Genomic DNA, 16,594 nt, shown 5'->3' with positions numbered 1-16,594 from the left:
GCCAGGCTTTTCTTATCTTTGCCCTCCCTAAACAGAGTAAGAATGGCATTGATAAAGAGCATTTCGGGCATCAGAGGAACCATCGGCGGAAAGACCAGTGATAACCTTACCCCCGTTGATATCGTGAAGTTTGCAGCGGCATACGGAAGCTGGCTTTTACAACAAAGCAGCAATAAAAAAGTAGTTATAGGCCGCGATGGCCGTATGAGCGGCGAAATGGTGAGCAGCCTGGTGGTTAATACCCTCATTGGTCTCGGGCTTGATGTGGTGGACCTGGGCCTTAGTACCACCCCCACGGTTGAAATGGCTGTTAAATTTGAGAACGCCGCAGGGGGCATCATCCTCACTGCCAGTCATAACCCCAGGGAATGGAATGCATTAAAACTTTTGAACAGCAAAGGTGAGTTCATCAGTGGCGATGAAGGAAAACTGATATTAAAATCGGCAGAAAAAGAAGATTTCAAATTCGCAACGGTTGATAAGCTGGGCACTTATACAAAAGACGACAGCCTGCTGAAAAACATATTGAAGCGGTGGTTGAATACGCACTGGTGGATGTGAATGCAATTAAGAAAAAGAATTTTAAAGTAGTGGTAGATACAGTGAACAGTACCGGCGCCATTGCGGTGCCTGCTTTGCTGAAAGCATTGGGTGTTACTGACATAGTGATACTGAACGGGGAAGTGACCGGCAACTTTGCACATAACCCGGAGCCATTGCCCGAGCATTTGACAGAGCTGAGCAAAGAAGTAGTGAAACAGAATGCTCATTTAGGAATAGCTGTTGACCCGGATGTTGACCGGCTTTGTTTTGTTTGTGAGGACGGGACCATGTTTGGCGAGGAATATACCCTGGTTGCGGTGGCCGATTATGTGCTGGGTAAAAGAAAGGGAAATACGGTCTCCAATATGTCGTCCACCAAAGCGCTGAAAGAAATAACGCTGAAACATGGCGGGGAATATTCCCCCAGCATGGTAGGTGAAGTGAACGTAGTGAACCGGATGAAAGAAGTGGATGCCGTGATCGGGGCGAAGGCAACGGCGGCATCATTGTTCCCGACCTGCATTATGGCAGGGATGCGCTCATCGGCATTGCGTTGTTTTTAACGCACCTGGCGCAAAGCAAAAAAAGCATCAAACAGCTAAGAAATACGTACCCGGATTATTTCATCAGTAAGAATAAGATCGAACTGACCAACGGCACCAATGTGAAAGGGATATTTGAAAAGATAAAGGACCTTTACAAGAACCAGCCGATCAATACCGAAGACGGGCTGAAGATAGAATTTGACAATGACTGGGTTCACCTGCGTACCAGCAATACCGAGCCCATCATTCGCATTTATGCCGAAAGCGATTTTGAATCGAAGGCGGATAATATTGCAAAAAAACTGATGCAGGATATCGGGAGGATGATGTAAAGCCCCCTCCGCCCCCTGAAGGGGGAACCTGGAGCAGGCAGATAATATGAACTTTTAAATATCAGTCAGCTTGTTTTAAAGAACTGCCTGGTATAATTTATAACCTTAAAACAAAGTTCCCCTTTAGGGGACAGGGGCATGAACAGAATCTACTTCGACAACGCCGCCACCACGGCACTTGACCCACAGGTGCTGGAAGTCATGATGCCTTACCTGACCGAAAAGTTTGGCAACCCCTCTTCCATTTATTCATATGGAAGGGAGACACGCATGGCCATCGAAACAGCCCGGAAAAGCGTGGCGAAGATCCTGAATGCACACCCCGCCGAAATATTTTTTACCAGCGGCGGAACCGAAAGCAGTAATACAGCTATTGCTGCGGCAGTAAGAGACCTGGGGTGTAAACACATCATTACCTCTCCCATTGAACACCATGCCGTTTCGCATTCGGTGGAGTACCTCGATAACATGGACGTTGCCAAAGTGAGCCTGGTGAAATTATTACCCAACGGGCATATTGATATTGACGACCTGGAAAAACTGCTGGCCGCCAGCGAAGAAAAAACACTGGTCACCCTGATGCACGCCAATAACGAGATCGGCAATATGCTCGACATGAAAGCCGTGGGCAATTTATGCAAACTGTACAACGCCATCTTCCACAGCGATACGGTACAAACAGTCGGGCACTTTCCATTCGACCTGAGGAATACACCCGTGCATTTCATCACCGGCGCTGCCCATAAATTTCACGGGCCAAAAGGCGTGGGCATTTTGTACATCAATGAGAACGTAAAAATAAAACCCTTTGTACACGGTGGTGCACAGGAACGTAACATGCGGGCAGGCACCGAAAACCTGTACGGCATTGTTGGTTTTGCCAAAGCGCTGGAACTTGCTACCGCTAATTACGAAGCTGACAGTTCGCACATCGGTACGCTGAAATACTACATGATGGATGAGCTGAAGAAGAATATCAAAGGCGTTGCTTTCAATGGAGACCCGTTGGGCAGAAGTTTATATACCGTACTCAGTGTAAGTTTTCCCAAGACTGAAAAGTCGGAGATGATCCTCTTCAACCTCGACATCAATAATATCTGTGCCAGCGGCGGCAGTGCCTGCACCAGCGGCGCCGACCAGGGTAGTCACGTGATCCGTGCCATCAACAACAACCCCAACCAGGTAACGGTACGTTTCAGTTTCAGCAAACACAATACCAGGGCGGAGGTAGATGCTGTTGTGGAGAAGTTGAAGGAGTTGATGTAAACGAAAAGCTGATACAGGATGCAGGATACCAGATACCGGTTGCTGGATACGGATTCCTAATTAGCTGTCATGCTGAGCCCGCCTGACGGTAGGCAGGGAACGAAGCATCCCCTTTTGAAACGTCATTGCGAGGAGGAACGACGAAGCAATCTGCTGAAATACAAATCCCCTTTATCAGAGCACAAAAATATCTACTACTTCCCCTTTGTGTTCTCAGTGTAAATTCTTCGTGTCTCCGTGGTAACCCTCCGACACTGCTCAGTATAACCTAAAAGTGATACCCCAGACTCTCCTCTACTTCCTTTGCCAGCACCGGTAATTTCTTCCTGTCAACCAGGTAACTGTTCAGCTGCGCCAGTTCTTTAAAGATATAATGTTTATCCATGGCCGCTTTTAAATAACCGGCGCCGGTACTTCCGCCGGTACCGATGCGGCTGCCGATCATGCGCTGCACCATGTTGATGTGGCGGTAACGCCAGGCGCCAAGCTGGTTGTCTATTTCCAGCAGCGTATCCAATAACTGAAACGGCAGTTCCATCATGGGGTAACCATGGTACAGCATGATGAACAAGGCCGAGCGGCAGGCCCTGGGAGAAAAATTTCTTTCGGCAGAGGCAGTATTAAAGATTTCCGCAAAAGATGCGGCATTGCCTTTCTCTGCTTCGGCCAGGCTGCTCACATACACCTGCTCATAATTCTTCCAGAATGCATCGGTGATGAAAGGCATCCTTTCCAGCCATGCATTGATCAGTTCCAGCACCGACTTACCATCTTCTGCTTCTTTAATAATGGCGATATCTTTTTCTTTGAGTTGTGATAAATAATAGTTCTGCCCGTGCCGGTGCTCAAATTTCAATCCCAGTTTTGCTTCCAGCACTTTGAACTGGTAACTCTGGAAACCCGATGCCGGCCGCAGCATATCCCGGAAATCAAGGAAGTCCATCGGCGTCATCGTTTCCATGATGTCGATCTGCTGCACCAGCACTTTTAAAATGGTGACCACCCGTTTCAGCCGGTGCACCACGGTTTGCATTTCGGGAGAGTTGTCATTCACCACGGGTTTATCCATTATCCCGATCACCGAGTTCACTTCAAATAAAATCTGCTTGAACCAGAGTTCATAAGCCTGGTGTATGATGATGAAGAGCATTTCATCGTGTGCCGGTGTTTTACCCTTTTTAAAACTTTCCGGTTCCTGTGCACCGGTGATCTTATCCAGTTGCAGGTAATCTGCGTAGTAAACGGCTTTATCCATAGCAAGGTTTTATGGAAGCAAACTTACGCATTCGGAATGATACGGGATACAGGATGCAGGATACGGGATACAGGATGCAGGATACCGGATACAGGATGCAGGATACGGGATACAGGATGCAGGATACCGGATACAGGATGCAGGATACGGGATACAGGATGCAGGATACGGGATACAGGATGCAGGATACGGGATACAGGATGCAGGATACGGGATATGATCTTATCTGGCATCTGGTATCTTGTATCTGGCATTTGGCATCTGGTATCCGGTATCCCTCTTTTGTTAACCGCTTGCAAACGCCATCCCCCTTTAACATATACTTCTGTTAATAAGATGATCATGGCATAGTATTCCAATGCAGGTATCCCAGACAGTTTTTAAAACCCTGCACTCCGTTATGAAAAGATTTTTTTCTCATCGATCATCAGCAGCTTATTACTGGCAAACGTTGCTAACGCACAGGTTACGTACGGCTTAATGGCCGGCGCCAATTTTTCCAAATGGCAGGGTGATGACCTCCGGATCGTGGAAGACCTAGTTGAAAAAACCGATGGCTGGCTGGTTACCAAAGGCAAAACCGGATTTCACGTAGGTGGTTATGTGAACATTCCTATTTCACAAACATTCTCTTTCGAACCCGGCCTTGCCTACTCAAAGAAAGGATACAGCATCAAGGGCGACCTCAAAATTGATGCATTGAAATTCCTGGCCATTAATGCGGGGGCGCAGGTTCAGCAGCATTATATAGACATGCCGCTTCACCTGAAAGCAAAACTGGGAAAAGGATTGAACGTATATGCAGGCCCCCAGGTCTCTTACCTGGTCCGCAGCACCCTGAATGCAAAGCTGAGTGTGCTGGGCATTTCCCTTTTCAACAAAGGCATTGGCATAACCGAACGTTTCAACAAAGTTGACCTCGGCTTATCCGGTGGGGTAGGTTACCAGTTTGACAACGGCATCAACCTCCGGGCCGGCTATGAACACGGCTTATCAAAACTGGATAAGAATGATAATTATGATGCCCATAACCGGGTGCTAAAGGTTTCGGTTGGCTATACTTTTTAAATCCCTGGAAACAAGAAAGAAGCAGTGCCTGGAAACAGGTGCTGCTTTCTTTTTGCCTTTATCCTGCCCCTATCACCTAAAGGGGGATCTTGAGCCGGGATTTAAGATCAGCCATACTGAAATTAACCTTATGCCCGACTTCTGTTTTACGCAATGATTTTCCTTAAATTTGCAGCCCGTCAACCAATTAACGGATTAACTAATACCAATAATGGGAAGAATATTTGAAGTAAGAAAGAGCGCCATGTTTGCCCGCTGGGACAAGATGGCAAAGAATTTTACCCGTATCGGGAAGGAGATCGCCATTGCCGTAAAGGCCGCAGGCCCTGACCCGGATAATAACCCGGCCCTGAGAAGATGCTACCTGAACGCCAAGGCCTGCAATATGCCCAAGGACCGGGTGGAAGCAGCCATTAAAAGGGCAATGGGCAAAGATACCAGCAGCTATGAAGAGATCATGTATGAAGGTTATGCACCGCATGGCATTGCCGTACTGGTGGAAACAGCAACAGATAATCCCACCCGTACGGTGGCCAATGTACGGATGCATTTTACTAAGGGGCAGGGCTCATTGGGCACCAGCGGTTCTGTGGCATTTGGTTTTACGCACATGGCAGAATTTAAAATAAAAGGTACTGGGGTAAATGTGGAAGATCTTGAATTTGAACTGATCGATTTTGGACTGGAAGAAATAGGTGAAGATGCCGATGGCAATATCATCATCCGTACACCCTTTAATGAGTACGGCAATATGAGTAAGGCACTGGAAGAAAAAAAGATCGAAGTGATCAGTGCCGAACTTACGTGGATACCTTCAAATACAATAGAATTAGGTGAAGACCAGGCCAACGAAGTGTTGAAACTGGTTGACAACCTGGAGCAGGATGATGATGTGCAGAAAGTTTATCACAACCTGAAATAAGCAGATTCTTTAAAGAGACCAGGCCAGGAAATAAATCCTGGCTTTTTTGTTTTACAAATGGCTAATTTGTTAATTTACAAATAAAACGACATCGATTTAAAATCATCTCTATGAAAAAAATAATCATCTTTATTTTTTCAATTGGTTTTTCGCAACTTATCCTGGCACAATCTTTTGCCATCAATACCGATGGCAGTACTGCCAATGGCAGCGCCCTGTTAGACATAAAAAGCAGTACAAAAGGCCTGCTGATACCTCGTTTAACAAAAACGGAAAAGAACGGGATCGCCGCTCCCGCTATTGGTTTGCTTGTTTACCAGACCGGACCTGACAGTGCTGGTTTTTATTATTATCAAAACAATCAATGGAACTGGATCACAGATAATAAAAAGAGTGACAGCTCTTATTGGGGACTGCATGGTAATTTAAATACAAATCCCCCTTCCTCCGTACATACTGCTCCCATAAATGCTACAGACAGCTATTTAGGAACGCCGGATGCAAAAGATGTTTCTTTTGTTGCTGGCGGAAATGAACTGTTAAGACTAAAGCAGGTTTCCACCGGTGGAATGATCGGCTTTTCGAACAGGAACCCGGAATATGGATTGGACATGGTACTGGATGACCCGGCCCCAACAACCGCAGTTTTGGGGATGCGTATCATATCCCCTTTGCTTTTTGACATCAACAGCAATGTGAATGCAGACAAAGGATTGGTAATTGGCAACAATAAGGATAACCCGAATGAAACGGTCATCTGGAATCACGCCAACAACCTCGATGCCATTTTCCGGATAGGATTTGATCAATTCAACGGGACCATCAGGCCGGCCATCAATATCACCGGTTTGGGACAGGGCATTTACCAGCGAAACCCGAAATACATGCTGGATATTTCCTCCCTGTCGCAATTCGCCGGCACAGCCCCGGTCACAAACAAGAACGGGATCCGGATAACTTATCCAAACCAGGAGACTGCAAATGATCCGGAACGGGGCCTGTTCATGGGTGTGGGCATGGGTATTGATTACAAAAGTTATATCTGGAACTACACCGATGGCACCAGTCCAAATGCACCCGACCGGGCGATCTATTTTGGCGTAGGCAGTGATGTGTACAATGCTTCCAATAAAGCCACCATGCAGATGCAAAATGGCAAGATCAGTGTGGGTCATATTGACCCAGCTACCAGTTTTCCGGGCACCATAAATATACAGACCGATTTTGCATCCTCTGTTGCTAAAAATGGTATTTCCATTATGCAACTTTTAACCACAACAGAGTCGGCTTACCTTGGCATGGATGATAATAATAACCTGAACATTTACAAATTCGGTACCGGCGATATCCTGCTTGGTAACGGAACGTTGAACCACCTGGTTATTAAACCGACCGGTAACATAGGCATTGGCATCAACGATCCCAATGCTCTCCTTCAATTCCCCAATACCAATGCGAACAGGAAACTGGTGTTGAGGGAATCTGCCAATAACGACCACCAGTATTTTGGTTTTGGAAATACGGGTTTGGAATTGCGGTACCAGGTAAATGATGTAGGGGCCAATCATATTTTTTATGCAGGTGTAGACAACAGTACATCTAATGAGCTGTTCCGGATCCAGGGAAACGGGGATGCCATTTTACAGGGCACGCTTACACAGGTAAGCGATGTACGGTTCAAAAAAAATATTCAGCCGCTTAACCACTCACTGGAAAAGATCACTCAGCTCAATGGCTATTCCTATAACTGGAAAGATGAACAAAGGAATAAAGATCTGCAAACAGGTGTGCTGGCCCAGGAGGTCCAATTGATCTATCCCAACCTGGTTAAAACAGACATCAACGGTAACCTGAGTGTGAACTATATTGGTTTGATCCCGGTCTTACTGGAGGCGGTTAAAGAGTTAAAGAAAGAAATCGATGAATTGAAGAAAGAAAAAAGTAAATAAGGCCGGCACTTGCAATACCGGCTATATCAACTGATTTATTTTCCCGAAACCCGGAACGATACTTTACAGACCACACCATAGGAGCTGATCTTACCGTCTTTTACATGCACCTTCTGGTCTTTGATCCAGACGGAATCAATATTGCGGACGGTTTTACTTACTTCTTTAACGGCCTGCTTTACAGCATCATCAAACCCCTTGGGGGATGATGCGATCACTTCGATAACTTTTACGATTGCCATAACGATGATCTTTAGGTTAACAATGAACCTATAAGTTACGAACAAAACCAAAGAAGTGGATAATGTTTTTGAACCCGGGCTCTATGACCTTAACTCTATTTCACCCTTCATATAGTACACTCCCTTACCTTTCATGAGTACCCGGTCTCCCCTTTGCTCACACCAGAGTTCACCGCCACGTTTGGAAAGCTGCAAAGCATGTAATTTATTCTTACCTAGTTTTTCGGCCCAGAAAGGAATTAACTGTGAATGTGCCGAGCCGGTTACAGGGTCCTCGTCGATGCCGGCGCCGGGAGCAAAAAAGCGGGATACAAAATCAACATGGCCTGACGTCTTGACTGGCCCTGGTGTATTTCCTGAACGGTCAGACGAGGCGTCAGACCGGGCAGCATCTCCCGGGGCCGTGATGATCAACTTATCGATCTGCTTTTTCATCAATGAAAAATCGGGCTGGCAGTTCTTTACTGCGTCCTCATTCATCAGCTCAACTAAAATATCCCTGTGTTTGTACACGCCCACAATTTCTGCATGATCCAGGATAAAAGAAAGTTCATCGGGATAAATATCCAGCCGCTCAGGCTTCCAGGAAGGGAAGTCCATGCAGATAAGATCATCTTCCCTGGTCACTTTCAAAACACCGCTTAAAGAACTGAAGCGGATCTCCGGCCTGTCAAAATTCAAAATATTGAAGAGTACATATGCGCTTGCCAGGGTAGCATGGCCACAAAGATTGATCTCCACTTCGGGGGTGAACCAACGGATATCAAAGTCGGCAGCCTTATTTTGTGCAGGAACAAAAAAAACCGTTTCGGAAAGATTATTCTCCATGGCAATCTGCTGCATCAGTTTTTCATCCAGCCATTTTTCCAAAGGAATCACAGCAGCCGGGTTGCCGCTGAAAATCTTGCTTGCAAATGCATCAATTTGGAATAAGGTCAATTTCATTTTATTCAGCCATCATTTCTTTGATCACTGCAATGATGTCTTCCGTATTGGGCTTGCTGAAATAATCCCCGTCACTGCCATAGGAAGGCCGGTGTGCTTTTGCAGTGATTGTTCTTGGTGAAACATCCAGGAATTTGTAGCCTCCCTGTTCTTCCATCACTTTATTGAACATATAGGCCGCTGCCCCACCAGGCACGTCTTCATCAATAAAAACAATGCGGTTTGTTTTTTTAAGCGACCCAACAATGGCATGATTGATATCGAATGGCAATAAGGTCTGCACATCAACCACTTCACAGCTAATGCCCATTTTATCCAGGGTGTCTGCTGCTTCCGATACAATACGTAACGTGGAACCATAGCTTACCAGGGTTATATCTGTTCCTTCTTTTATTATTTCAGGCACACCAAGCGGTACGGTATAGGTCATCAGATTGGAAGGCAGTTTTTCTTTTAACCGGTAGCCGTTCAGGCATTCGATCACCAGGCCCGGATCATTACTTTGCAACAGTGTATTATACATACCGGCAGCCTGAACCATATTACGGGGCACACAAACATACATGCCCCGGAGTGCATTTATGATCATCCCCATGGGCGAACCGCTGTGCCAGATACCCTCAAGCCTGTGCCCCCTTGTCCGTACTATCAGGGGACAACTCTGCTGGCCGGCTGTGCGGAAATGGGTTGTACAAACATCATCGCTGAGCGGTTGTAACCCGTAGAGTAAATAATCGAGGTACTGGATCTCGGCAATGGGCCTTAAACCTCTTAATGATAAACCAATGCCCTGCCCCATGATGGTAAGCTCCCGTATGCCGGTATCGAAGATCCTTTCTGTGCCATACTTTTCCTGCAAACCACTGAATCCCTGGTTCACATCGCCGATATGGCCCAGGTCTTCCCCAAAAGCGATCACTTTATTGTTGGTTGCAAACAGCTCATCAAAATACCTGTTCAGCACTTCATAGCCGTTCACCAAAGGAGCGTTATCGGTATAATAAGGATCGATGGCCGGTACCTTTAATGCAGACCGGGGGCCCCCGTTGTAGAGGTAACTGTTATAAAGACCGGCATTCTCCGTTTTGAAGGATCCATAAAGCTGTTTTACTTCCCGGGCAGAAGAACTACCTTCCGCCAGGTCAAGAACGGTTGCCAGGGACCTCATTATATCCCTGCGCATGGGTTCCCGCAGTGCAGCCAGTTCATCAGCAACCTGTTTTACAGATGGATAGACCTGTTCCAGGGGTCGCATTGTTTCAATTGCACGGTCTACCATTTGTTTTACAGGAATGATATACTTTTCCCATGCCTTCCCTTTGCTTTCTCTTGCAAATTGTTTGGCATTCTCTTCAATATTATTCAGTTCTTCTGGTTCTGCCAGTGCATTGGCCAGGATCCATTCCCTCATTTGTTTCAGTCCGTCCCATTCCTTTTCCCATTCGAGACGCCCGGGTGTTTTATACCTTTCGTGGCTTCCGGACGTTGAGTGCCCCTGTGGCTGGGTGATCTCTTCTACATGAAAAATGGCTGGCGTATGTGTATTCCGTATCTTCTGGATGGCCGGTTCCAGGATCTCACACATACCGGCATAATCCCAGCCTTTCAGTTTATAAATATCCACCCCATTGGTTCCTTCTTTTTTCTGAAATCCTTTTAAGGCATCCGAGATGGAGGCTTTGGTGGTCTGGTATTTTTTTGGAACAGAAATGCCATAACCGTCATCCCATACAAAAACAGCCAGGGGAACCTGCAGCACACCGGCTGCATTGATCGTTTCCCAAAAATGCCCCTCACTGGTTGAAGCATCGCCGATGGTGCAGAAGCAAACTTCGTTCCCGTTATTGCTCAGGTTATTCAATGAATGGATTTCCTTGATAGTACGGAATGCTTTTGAAGCAAAGGCTAGACCCAATGCACGGGGCATCTGGCCGGCAGTAGGTGCAATATCGCTGCTCACATTCTTTCGGTCAGCCAGGTTAAGCCAATCGCCGTTCTCATCAACCATCTTTGTGGCGAAGTGTGCATTCATCTGCCGGCCTGCACTAAAGGGGTCATTGGCAACATCCGGGTCTGCATATAACTGGGAAAAAAACTGTTCGATCGTGGCAAGACCGCTTGCAAACATAAAGGTCTGGTCACGGTAATAACCAGCCCGGAAATCGCCCGGCCGGAAGAATTTGGCCATGGCAACCTGGGCCACTTCCTTCCCGTCGCCGAAGATCCCGAATTTGGCCTTGCCGGTCAGCACTTCCTTTCTTCCCAACAGGCTGGTTTCCCTGCTCTCACAGGCAACCCGGTAGTCTTTCAGTACTTCATTCCTGAAGTTGTCGAAACTCAGTTTTTCCGCTAAAGCAGCCTCGTTATTATTGGTTGTATCCATAGCCTTTTAATGTAAGGCAAAAATATAAATTAAAGGGGAGCTTTGTTAAAAATCTCCTAACAGGGTGACAATTTGGGGGCGTTGTATCCGTTTTAGTATCTTTGAGAATGTTATTTAAAAAAAACGACATGAAAAAAATATTTACACTTATTGCAGCAGTAGCCTGCTTTTCTGCAGTTCATGCACAGCAATTATCCACAGCAGCCCCGGCAAAACCAGTGGTTGTTTCAACGGATGCCGGCAGCATTGCACAGGCCGATAACCTGTTGGTTTTAAAAGAGACCGAATACGATTTTGGTAAAATACCGCAGGGAAAACCCGTTACCCATATTTTTGAAGTATTCAACAAAAGCAATGCAGAACTGAAGATCAGTAATGTTCATGCAAGTTGCGGATGCACCACCCCTGAATGGGAAAAAGACAAGGTGATCGCCCCGGGCGGATCAACCAAGATCACCGTTGGATATAATGCCGCTGCAGAAGGCCCCTTCACCAAGTTCATTACGGTTTCTTATAACGAGAACCAGTCCAAACAGATCACGATCAAAGGAGAGGTTTGGAAAACACCCGGAAGTTCTGCCCCGGAAAATAAAGGCCTGAACGATCTAAAAAATTAAACACTTAAAAATTTAATAACCATGAAGAAATTATTATCCCTGGCAGTCGCTTTTGCCTTCAGTTCATTTTTGTTTGCACAAAAAAAGGCCGCTGATGTAGCCAAATTCACTTCTGAGACCATTGACCTGGGTAAGATCAAACAGGGTATGCCTACTACTGCCACGTTCGTTGTTACAAACATCGGCACAGAACCATTGATCATTGAACAGGCCAGCCCAACATGCGGTTGTACCATTGGTGACTATACAAAATCTCCTATTGCCCCTGGCAAAACCGGAACGATCTCAGCCACTTACAATGCTGCGGCTTTAAATCATTTCGACAAACACCTGACCGTTAAGTTTGCCGGCATTGATGAATCAAAAAGCATTACCATCACCGGCGACGTTTTAAGTACTGAAGACTATGACAAATGGCTTGCGGAGACCAATGAAGCAAAAAAGAAAAACGAAACCCCTGCTCCACCGGTAAAATCGGGCAAACCGGCTGCTAAAAATTCCTTATCAAAGAGTAACAACTAACATACAGTTCACTTCATTCCAGGATCCCTGCATCTTCCAATGCAGGGATTTTTTTATCAATTACAGGAATTCTGCAATCAAAAAAACAGCAATATGACTGATAGTCAGTATGTAGCAATAAAAAACAAAAAACAGCGTTTATATAGGAACTGAGAATAAAATCACAGTGCTTACAAACCCAATCCTATGAATACACAACAAAATACCCCTGTTAAGGGCAGGCCATTTTTGATGAAAGCCTCCGGTTGTATCAAACTCCTCAAATCATTTTTTACTGTTAACTGACCGGTTCCGGGCAGTTGTATTCATATGCATTCTTTCCAAATAATCAATCCAGATCTCAAAGATCGTGTGCTAACAAACTAAAGATTTTTTGTTTTTATGGATTGTTTGGATAACAAAAAACCCTTCTTTCCAGAGGGGTTTTTACTTTTTGACCGACAGTAATGCTATTTATCGTCGGGATTGATAAAGCTGAAAGCAATGGCTGCCAAAGCGCCACCACCGAGGTCACCAACAAAATACACCCAACTATGATCCCAGCAAAAGCTGTGTTGCATGCATAACCCTATTGCTACGGCCGGGTTAAAAGCCCCGCCCGAAAAACTACCTACGGCAGTAGCCATTGCCAATACGGTTCCGCCAATGGCGATCCCATAAAAGCTGTTCCCGCTGGTTCCCCTGGCCGTAGCCACATTCAGTACAACATACGCTAACGCAAATGTTCCCAGCATTTCTGCTATAATGGCTTTTGTACCCCATCCTTCGGTTGCCCTGCATTCGCCACTTCCTTCATTTGAAAAAACATACATCACTATTAAAGCGGCAATCAAAGCTCCCGCAAACTGAAATATCCAGTACATGACCGCATCCTTCATTTCAATTTTCCCCCTCATCCATACGGATAATGTAACTGCCGGATTGTAATGGCCCCCCGATACATGACCCCCTGCATACACCATTATCATCAATGCCAATGATGCCCCTACAGCGCCACCCAATATCGCCCCCATTACCAGGAAGAAGGCGCCGATTAACTCCGTTATGTACTTGTTCATAGTTGATTTGTTTTGGTTATAAATATCTGCCTGCTAATTAAACCAAAAGCGTTCAATAGCTGTTAACAAGTTTTACACAAGAACTTATTTTACAGTAAAAACATCAGCCATGGCAATTGAACCCGGAAAACCCGCCCCTGATTTTACTTTATTTGATACCGGAAAAAACAAAGTAAGTTTATCGGGCCTTAAAGGAAAGAATGTACTCCTTCTGTTCTTCCCCCAGGCATTTACCAGTACCTGTACAAAAGAATTATGCGCCGTAAGGGATGATATAAGCCGTTACAGCAATGCAAATGCGCAGGTGATCGGGATCTCCGTAGATTCCGTTTTTACCCTGAAAAAGTATAAAGAGGACCAGCATTATGATTTCCCCCTGCTGAGTGATTTCAATAAAGAAGTTTCTGCACTTTATGGAAGTTTGTATAATGAATGGATACTCGGTATGAAGGGAGTAAGCAAACGGTCGGCCTTTGTAATTGATAAGGCTGGTATCATACGCTACGCTGAAGTGCTGGAAAATGCAGGTGATATACCCGATTTTAATACTATAAACCAGGTCCTGGACAGCCTTGATTGATAATAATTTGAATTATTTACCGTTTTAATATAAGGCAGCGCATTTTGAGCTGTTTTTAACATAATTTAGGTGTAAATACCTTTTTTTGAGGTATTGGTTATTTGAAAGATTTTACTATTTTTACTTTGTTGAAGAAAATTGTTTACATATCAATTTTACTTATTGGATTAAATTTTACTTCTTTCGCTCAAAACAAGCCTTCTGGCCCCGGTGACCCGGTTGCAAAGTTGTTAAAACCGTATCCAATTCCCGCCACCACGGTGATCAATTTCGATTTCCAGTATGGCTATGATAAGTCGTATTCCCTGCAGATATATAATTTCATGGGCAAAAAAGTGAACGAAGTGAGTAAGGTTTCTCCAAAGATCACTTTACCCCTGGATGATTTTTACCGTGGCATCTACATTTACCAGCTAAGGGACAAGAGCGGAAAGATCATTGATTCCGGAAAGTTCCAGGTGGTCAAGTAAACAGCCCTCTCCTTTTACATTACCTGTACGATCAGAAATTTCAGATACTGTGTATTTTCCTGTCCCGGTATCACGGGATGATCTGCCGACTGTGTATTAAAAACCACCTGCCTTATTCTTCTTTTTGCATCCTGGGCTGCCAGCAGTATGGTATCCAGGAATAATTTGGGCTGCACCAGGTTGGTACAGCTTGACGTGACCAGGAAACCTCCCGGCTTCACCAGTTTCATACCCCGCAGGTTTATTTCCTTATACCCGGCAATGGCCTTATCAATACTTGCCCTGCTTTTGGTGAACGAGGGCGGGTCCAGCATCACCACATCCCATTGTTTTCCTTCTTTAGCCCATTCCTTCAGTACATCAAATGCATTCACACATTCAAACCGGCATATGTTGTCCAGCGCATTTAATGCAGCATTTTTGTTGCACATCTCAATGGCATATTGAGATATATCCAGTCCAAGCACAGACCGGGCACCAAAATGAGCCGCACTTATTTCAAAAGAACCGGTGTAACAAAATGCGCCAAGTACATCTGCATCCTTAACAATATGCTGAATGGCGCGGCGGTTGTCCTGCTGGTCTAAAAAGAACCCGGTCTTTTGTCCCTGGGCAATATCCACATGAAATCTTATCCCGTTCTCTGTAATTTGTATGTTCGTATCAAACGCATCCGATAAAAAGCCTTTTTGCTGTTCCAGTCCTTCCAGTTCCCGAACGGGTACATCATTACGCTCATAGATCCCTTTGGGACTGAATATTTTTTCAAGGGCCTTAACGATAGCCGGCTTCCATACATCTATTCCCAGGGCCAGGGTCTGGATCACAAAGTGATCGTTGAATTTGTCGATGATGAGCTGGGGCAGGTCATCTGCCTCTCCAAACACCAACCGGCAGTTTTCGGTATACCCAATCCTTTGCCGGTATTCCCAGGCCTTCAATATCCGGTTTAAAAAGAAATCCTCATCTATGATTTCATCCTTATCCCGGGTGAGCAGGCGCACCATTATCTGCGATTTTGGGTTTATATACCCCCTTCCGATGAATTTCTTATCATGGGTGAATACATTGACTATTTCACCTGCCGCTGCTGCCGCATCCAGCGCCTTACCCCGGTTTACCTCGTTTGCAAATATCCAGGGATGGCCGAGTTCCACCCGGCGGCTGATGTTTTTATTCAAAAAAATACCTTTCATGGCGCAAAGGTAACATCCCTGTCATAGAGTAGGCAGCAATCGGCCGTAATTCAATGCTTTTTTGTCAATTTGACCGCAATACAGGGCTTGGCAAAATGTTTGACTGTTGTACCTTCGCAACCAATTTTAAATCCCGTATATGGAAGAAAAAGAAACAATGACGCCGGAAAAAGACGAAATGAACATTAATGCCGATGCCGATGTACCCGGGAATACGCATTTAAGCAACCCAGGGGCAGAGGATGCCATGGAAAAACTACAGGCCGAATTGCAGGAACAGAAGGATAAATACCTGCGCCTTTTCGCCGAATTCGACAATTTTAAACGCCGCAATGCAAAGGAAAAACTGGAAATGATACAAACGGCGGGTAAGGATGTGATCTCCTCCTTGCTGGAAGTATTGGATGATTGCGAACGTGCCGAAAAACAACTGGAGGAAAGCGAAGATATTATCAACAATAAAAAAGGGGTTCAACTGGTATTTACTAAACTGAGGAATACCCTCCAGGCAAAAGGGTTAAAGGCAATGGAAACCGTAAACACCGATTTTGATGTGGAGAAACATGAGGCCATCACGGAAATAGAAGTACCTGAAAAACAGAAAGGCAAAGTGGTAGATGAAGTTGAAAAGGGATATTACCTCAATGATAAAATAATCCGCTTTGCAAAAGTGGTGGTTGGCAAATAACTAAACCGGGAAC

At 45.4% G+C, this 16,594-nt stretch carries 16 protein-coding genes and 1 pseudogene; 10 read left to right on the top strand and 7 right to left on the bottom strand.

The window, feature by feature from the left end:
- Positions 1 to 42: 42 nt before the first annotated feature.
- Both glmM and IPJ02_13545 read left to right on the top strand, forming a co-directional pair.
- Positions 43 to 1,420: pseudogene (gene glmM, locus IPJ02_13550) on the top strand (phosphoglucosamine mutase).
- A gap of 138 nt (positions 1,421 to 1,558) precedes the next feature.
- Positions 1,559 to 2,686 (top strand): cysteine desulfurase, encoded by a 1,128-nt coding sequence (locus IPJ02_13545; GenBank protein ID MBK7376536.1) that lies wholly within the window; start codon positions 1,559 to 1,561, stop codon positions 2,684 to 2,686.
- Between the two features lie 268 nt (positions 2,687 to 2,954).
- Here IPJ02_13545 and IPJ02_13540 read toward each other — a convergent pair whose 3' ends face one another.
- Together IPJ02_13540 and IPJ02_13535 are read right to left on the bottom strand one after the other, a co-directional pair.
- A complete protein-coding gene (locus tag IPJ02_13540) occupies positions 2,955 to 3,941 on the bottom strand; it encodes a tryptophan 2,3-dioxygenase (GenBank protein ID MBK7376535.1) in 987 nt (328 codons plus the stop codon).
- A gap of 23 nt (positions 3,942 to 3,964) precedes the next feature.
- A complete protein-coding gene (locus IPJ02_13535) occupies positions 3,965 to 4,195 on the bottom strand; it encodes a hypothetical protein (protein MBK7376534.1) in 231 nt (76 codons plus the stop codon).
- Between the two features lie 226 nt (positions 4,196 to 4,421).
- Here IPJ02_13535 and IPJ02_13530 point away from each other — a divergent pair, with 226 nt between their 5' ends.
- The 3 genes from IPJ02_13530 to IPJ02_13520 all read left to right on the top strand — a co-directional run bounded on the left by IPJ02_13530 (position 4,422) and on the right by IPJ02_13520 (position 7,880).
- A complete protein-coding gene (locus tag IPJ02_13530) occupies positions 4,422 to 5,009 on the top strand; it encodes a PorT family protein (GenBank protein ID MBK7376533.1) in 588 nt (195 codons plus the stop codon).
- 211 nt (positions 5,010 to 5,220) lie between these two features.
- A complete protein-coding gene (locus IPJ02_13525; GenBank protein ID MBK7376532.1) occupies positions 5,221 to 5,931 on the top strand; it encodes a YebC/PmpR family DNA-binding transcriptional regulator in 711 nt (236 codons plus the stop codon).
- A 110-nt stretch (positions 5,932 to 6,041) separates the two neighbouring features.
- Positions 6,042 to 7,880: a tail fiber domain-containing protein gene (locus IPJ02_13520; GenBank protein ID MBK7376531.1), complete on the top strand. Its 1,839-nt coding sequence runs from the start codon at positions 6,042 to 6,044 to the stop codon at positions 7,878 to 7,880.
- A 35-nt stretch (positions 7,881 to 7,915) separates the two neighbouring features.
- On the opposite strand, the gene IPJ02_13515 is transcribed toward IPJ02_13520, so the two are convergent.
- The 3 genes from IPJ02_13515 to IPJ02_13505 form a co-directional block, all read right to left on the bottom strand.
- The gene (locus IPJ02_13515; GenBank protein MBK7376530.1) at positions 7,916 to 8,122 is read right to left on the bottom strand and encodes a dodecin domain-containing protein; all 207 of its coding nucleotides are present in this window, start codon (positions 8,120 to 8,122) and stop codon (positions 7,916 to 7,918) included.
- Between the two features lie 81 nt (positions 8,123 to 8,203).
- Positions 8,204 to 9,067, bottom strand: coding sequence for a PhzF family phenazine biosynthesis protein (locus tag IPJ02_13510; protein ID MBK7376529.1), 864 nt, complete (start codon positions 9,065 to 9,067; stop codon positions 8,204 to 8,206).
- A 1-nt stretch (position 9,068) separates the two neighbouring features.
- Positions 9,069 to 11,450 carry a transketolase gene (locus IPJ02_13505; GenBank protein MBK7376528.1) on the bottom strand — a complete coding sequence of 794 codons (2,382 nt, stop codon included), beginning with the start codon at positions 11,448 to 11,450 and terminating at the stop codon, positions 9,069 to 9,071.
- A 128-nt stretch (positions 11,451 to 11,578) separates the two neighbouring features.
- Between IPJ02_13505 and IPJ02_13500 the strand changes: the two genes are divergently transcribed.
- Both IPJ02_13500 and IPJ02_13495 read left to right on the top strand, forming a co-directional pair.
- On the top strand, positions 11,579 to 12,067 hold the full coding sequence (locus IPJ02_13500; GenBank protein MBK7376527.1) for a DUF1573 domain-containing protein: 489 nt from the start codon (positions 11,579 to 11,581) through the stop codon (positions 12,065 to 12,067).
- A gap of 21 nt (positions 12,068 to 12,088) precedes the next feature.
- Positions 12,089 to 12,589: a DUF1573 domain-containing protein gene (locus tag IPJ02_13495; GenBank protein MBK7376526.1), complete on the top strand. Its 501-nt coding sequence runs from the start codon at positions 12,089 to 12,091 to the stop codon at positions 12,587 to 12,589.
- Between the two features lie 449 nt (positions 12,590 to 13,038).
- Here IPJ02_13495 and IPJ02_13490 read toward each other — a convergent pair whose 3' ends face one another.
- Positions 13,039 to 13,647 (bottom strand): aquaporin, encoded by a 609-nt coding sequence (locus IPJ02_13490; protein MBK7376525.1) that lies wholly within the window; start codon positions 13,645 to 13,647, stop codon positions 13,039 to 13,041.
- 109 nt (positions 13,648 to 13,756) lie between these two features.
- Between IPJ02_13490 and IPJ02_13485 the strand changes: the two genes are divergently transcribed.
- A complete protein-coding gene (locus tag IPJ02_13485; GenBank protein MBK7376524.1) occupies positions 13,757 to 14,227 on the top strand; it encodes a redoxin domain-containing protein in 471 nt (156 codons plus the stop codon).
- Between the two features lie 227 nt (positions 14,228 to 14,454).
- Positions 14,455 to 14,697, top strand: a complete 243-nt coding sequence (locus IPJ02_13480) for a T9SS type A sorting domain-containing protein (GenBank protein ID MBK7376523.1) — start codon at positions 14,455 to 14,457, stop codon at positions 14,695 to 14,697.
- A 14-nt stretch (positions 14,698 to 14,711) separates the two neighbouring features.
- Here the strand turns inward: IPJ02_13480 and IPJ02_13475 are convergent, their stop codons facing one another.
- Entirely contained in the window at positions 14,712 to 15,893 is a 1,182-nt protein-coding gene (locus tag IPJ02_13475; protein ID MBK7376522.1) for a class I SAM-dependent rRNA methyltransferase, read from the bottom strand.
- Between the two features lie 139 nt (positions 15,894 to 16,032).
- Between IPJ02_13475 and IPJ02_13470 the strand changes: the two genes are divergently transcribed.
- Entirely contained in the window at positions 16,033 to 16,581 is a 549-nt protein-coding gene (locus IPJ02_13470) for a nucleotide exchange factor GrpE (protein MBK7376521.1), read from the top strand.
- Positions 16,582 to 16,594: the final 13 nt, after the last annotated feature.

The organism is Chitinophagaceae bacterium (assembly GCA_016710165.1).
In the GTDB taxonomy this organism is placed as follows: Bacteria; Bacteroidota; Bacteroidia; order Chitinophagales; family Chitinophagaceae; genus Ferruginibacter.
This window is presented reverse-complemented; position numbering and strand designations above follow the sequence as displayed.

Excerpts from the sequence above, each read along its gene's own strand:
- IPJ02_13545 (MBK7376536.1), top strand. The coding sequence starts at position 1,559 with ATGAACAGAATCTACTTCGACAACGCCGCCACCACGGCACTTGACCCA.
- IPJ02_13540 (MBK7376535.1), bottom strand. The coding sequence starts at position 3,941 with ATGGATAAAGCCGTTTACTACGCAGATTACCTGCAACTGGATAAGATC.
- IPJ02_13535 (MBK7376534.1), bottom strand. The coding sequence starts at position 4,195 with ATGCCAGATACAAGATACCAGATGCCAGATAAGATCATATCCCGTATC.
- IPJ02_13530 (MBK7376533.1), top strand. The coding sequence starts at position 4,422 with ATGGCCGGCGCCAATTTTTCCAAATGGCAGGGTGATGACCTCCGGATC.
- IPJ02_13525 (MBK7376532.1), top strand. The coding sequence starts at position 5,221 with ATGGGAAGAATATTTGAAGTAAGAAAGAGCGCCATGTTTGCCCGCTGG.
- IPJ02_13520 (MBK7376531.1), top strand. The coding sequence starts at position 6,042 with ATGAAAAAAATAATCATCTTTATTTTTTCAATTGGTTTTTCGCAACTT.
- IPJ02_13515 (MBK7376530.1), bottom strand. The coding sequence starts at position 8,122 with ATGGCAATCGTAAAAGTTATCGAAGTGATCGCATCATCCCCCAAGGGG.
- IPJ02_13510 (MBK7376529.1), bottom strand. The coding sequence starts at position 9,067 with ATGAAATTGACCTTATTCCAAATTGATGCATTTGCAAGCAAGATTTTC.
- IPJ02_13505 (MBK7376528.1), bottom strand. The coding sequence starts at position 11,450 with ATGGATACAACCAATAATAACGAGGCTGCTTTAGCGGAAAAACTGAGT.
- IPJ02_13500 (MBK7376527.1), top strand. The coding sequence starts at position 11,579 with ATGAAAAAAATATTTACACTTATTGCAGCAGTAGCCTGCTTTTCTGCA.
- IPJ02_13495 (MBK7376526.1), top strand. The coding sequence starts at position 12,089 with ATGAAGAAATTATTATCCCTGGCAGTCGCTTTTGCCTTCAGTTCATTT.
- IPJ02_13490 (MBK7376525.1), bottom strand. The coding sequence starts at position 13,647 with ATGAACAAGTACATAACGGAGTTAATCGGCGCCTTCTTCCTGGTAATG.
- IPJ02_13485 (MBK7376524.1), top strand. The coding sequence starts at position 13,757 with ATGGCAATTGAACCCGGAAAACCCGCCCCTGATTTTACTTTATTTGAT.
- IPJ02_13475 (MBK7376522.1), bottom strand. The coding sequence starts at position 15,893 with ATGAAAGGTATTTTTTTGAATAAAAACATCAGCCGCCGGGTGGAACTC.
- IPJ02_13470 (MBK7376521.1), top strand. The coding sequence starts at position 16,033 with ATGGAAGAAAAAGAAACAATGACGCCGGAAAAAGACGAAATGAACATT.